Annotated in this window: 1 protein-coding gene and 1 pseudogene; both read right to left on the bottom strand. The window is 55.5% G+C overall.

Annotated elements, in window-relative coordinates; translation table 11 throughout:
• A pseudogene (gene glgP, locus PROAA_RS07250) lies at positions 1-1,691 on the bottom strand (glycogen/starch/alpha-glucan family phosphorylase); the annotation flags it as partial.
• An 840-nt stretch (positions 1,692-2,531) separates the two neighbouring features.
• Positions 2,532-3,200 (bottom strand): class 1 fructose-bisphosphatase (locus PROAA_RS07255; RefSeq protein WP_186410706.1); only part of this gene is annotated, 669 nt, incomplete at its 5' end.

Raw genomic sequence — 3,200 nt, forward strand, 5'->3', positions numbered from 1 at the left:
GAGTCCGTGCAGAATCGCGTTGTATCGGGTCATGACATGCAGAACATTGAGCAGTTGCCGTTTGTATTCGTGAATACGCTTCACCTGCACATCGAACATGCTGTCCGGGTTGAGAATGACGCCTGTCTCGCGCTTGATGTAATCCGCAAGTCGCAACTTGTTGCTGCGCGTGGCCGCAGTTTCTGCAGGAGGTCGAGGTTAAGCCGCCAACCGTCACCAATACGCTCGTCGAGCAGAGCTGACAGCCCGGGGTTGGCCTGTGCCAGCCAGCGACGCGGTGTGACGCCGTTGGTCTTGTTGTCGAACAGATTTGGGTAAAGCTTGGCAAAGTCGGCAAAGATCGTCTGAACCATCAGGTCCGAATGCAACTGCGAAACCCCATTCACCCGATGGCTGCCAACGATGCTCAGGTGGGCCATGCGCACACGTTTGTTGTCTGGATTGCCATCGGCGTCATCGATCAAAGAGACGCGACGAAGCAGGTCGACATCGCCGGGGAAGCGCTTCGCAACCCCGTCGAGAAAGTCCTGATTGATGCGGTAGATGATGCGCATGTGACGTGGGAGCAGACCGGTCATCAAGCTTACCGGCCAAGTCTCCAGTGCCTCGGGCATCAGAGTGTGATTGGTGTAGGAAAAGATGCGCCGGCATTGATTCCAGGCTTCGGCCCAGAGCATGCCGTGTTCGTCACACAACAATCGCATGAGCTCGGCGACGCTGATCGCCGGATGCGTGTCGTTCAAGTGAATGGCAACCTGCTCGACCAGATTGCTGACGGTGCCGTACTCTTCCAGGTGATGAAACAAAATGTCCTGAAGCGACGCAGAAACGAAGAAGTACTCCTGCCTCAGGCGTAGTTCGCGACCAGCTGGGGTCGTATCGTTCGGGTAAAGCACCCAGGAAATGTTCTCGAACCTGTTCTTGAATTCGGCGGCGCGCGCGTAGTCGCCGGAGTTGAAGGCATTCAGGTCGATCTGAGCCGGCGCCCCTGCCTTCCAGAGCCTGAGCGTACTCACCCGCTTCGTACCGTGGCCCGGAATCACATAGTCAAACGCTCGTCCTTCCACCGCCTCGGCGGGATTCCATTCGGCCCATTCGCCATGATGTTCGGAAGTGCCGCCAAAATTAACGGTGAAGTGCGTGCCGGGCCGCGGAAACTCCCATGGGGTTCCGTCGACCAGCCAGGAATCAGGGTGCTCCACCTGGCCGCCATTGATGATCGATTGCGCAAACATGCCATACTCATAGCGCATGCCATAACCCCAGGATGGCAGTTCCAGCGTGGCCATCGAGTCGAGAAAACACGCGGCCAATCGGCCGAGGCCGCCATTGCCAAGCGCGGCATCGGGTTCGCATTCGATGATATCTGTGAGCGAAGGTCCTCCCGCTGCCGAGAACGCAGCCTCCGCGTTATCGCGCAGATTGAGTGCCGAGAGGGCGTTGTTCAATGTGCGTCCGACCAGAAATTCCATCGACATGTAGTAGATGCGGCGTGCCTTGTTCTTGCGATCATCTACCTGAGTCTTTACCCAGCGCTGAGAAAGCTCATCGCGTGCAACCAGCGAGAGCGCTTTATAGAGTTCCTTGTTGTTTGCCGTGATGGGCTCGGCTGCAACTGATGTAAGCAGCTTTTCATCGATCTCGGCGTGAAAAGCTACGCCGTCAACTTTGGATTTTTTGGTATGTGGCATCGGTCAGGTACTCCAAAAGGTTTTTACGACCATCGGCTAAGGCAAGGCGGGTTTAGCGCCAAGATGAACCGGAACGGGGGATAAGCATTACATAAGTTGCGAGAACCGCCAAGTGGGTTGTGAGCCGGCTACGGGTCGCAGGCAACGGTGAAATGAAAATGTGTCAACAAATAGCCGCAGATCGAAATGTAGACCGGGTTCGACCCAGGTGTCGGCTAGCAAAAGAGCGAATGTCATAATTGTATCAGTGCCAGTGTCAACTGCCCCAAAAGAGGGCAACAGGCCCGGCATCAACCTGACCGATCAAGGTGGTGTTATAAGAAACTGTTTCGGAGGATTAATGTCGGTACCGCAAGCAGCTGTTCAGCTGTCGGGAGCCTACCCGCAGAAGTCTAGTTCATTCATGGGCCGGCTGGCAAACATTATGCGGCATCCAGCATGCGCACACCAATCAGATGTTGATAGATATTCTGTGTCCGTGCCGCAAGAAAAGTTCACTCGCTTTTCTTGAGCGAGTAAGTTAATGCTCAAATCTTCCGAAACGTAACTGCGCTTTTGGGGTGGTCTTGCTGGGGGCGGCCATTGCCCGTCGTTCTGCAGACGACCGTATTGAGCATGTTCACCGGCCTGATACAGATACTCATAGGCTTCTCGGTATCGGCAGGCTGCGAAGCGTACTTTCTTTATCGGCGCTTTGCGGCCATCTGAGCGGTGTTGGTCTCACCGCCCTTGTGCTGGTTTCGCAACTTACACGCACGCTGGCTGTACGACTTCGACATACAGGCGACGAACTGACCTTGCTGCGGGATAGCAGAGGGATTTCCGTAGCAACGATAAATCTTACTGTCCGGTGTCTTCCCGATAGTAGCGTTCAACGGTTTCAACTTCACTCTTCGAGCCGAGAACGACCGAAACACGCTGATGCAAGCCGGTAGGCACAATATCCATGATGCGTTCGGAACCGGTGGTTGCCGCGCCGCCCGCCTGCTCGACGACAAAGGCCATCGGGTTGGCTTCGTACATCAGACGTAACTTGCCGCCCTTGTCACGGTTTCTGCTGTCTATCGGATAAAGGAATACGCCGCCTCGCGTCATGATTCGATGCACGTCAGCAACCATCGCGGCCACCCAGCGCATGTTGAAGTCCTTGCCGCGAGGACCGCTCGAACCCTCCAGCAGGTCGTCGATATAGCCTTTGATAGGCGCATCCCAGAAACGCGCGTTCGACATATTGATGGCGAATTCTTTGGTTTCGGCAGGAATCCGCATGTTCTCGTGGGTGAGTACGAAGGAGCCGTATTCACGATCGAGCGTGAAACAGACGACACCATCCCCGACAGTGAGTACCAGCAGTGTGGTCGGGCCGTAGACGGCATATCCGGCCGCAACCTGGCTGGTTCCAGGTTGCTGGAAGGACGACGCGATTGTCGGGTCAGCACCTTCTGGACAGCGCAACACGGAGAAAATTGTACCGACAGAAACATTGATGTCGATGTTAGAGGAGCCATC

Source organism: Candidatus Propionivibrio aalborgensis (assembly GCF_900089945.1).
Lineage (GTDB): Bacteria > Pseudomonadota > Gammaproteobacteria > Burkholderiales > Rhodocyclaceae > Propionivibrio > Propionivibrio aalborgensis.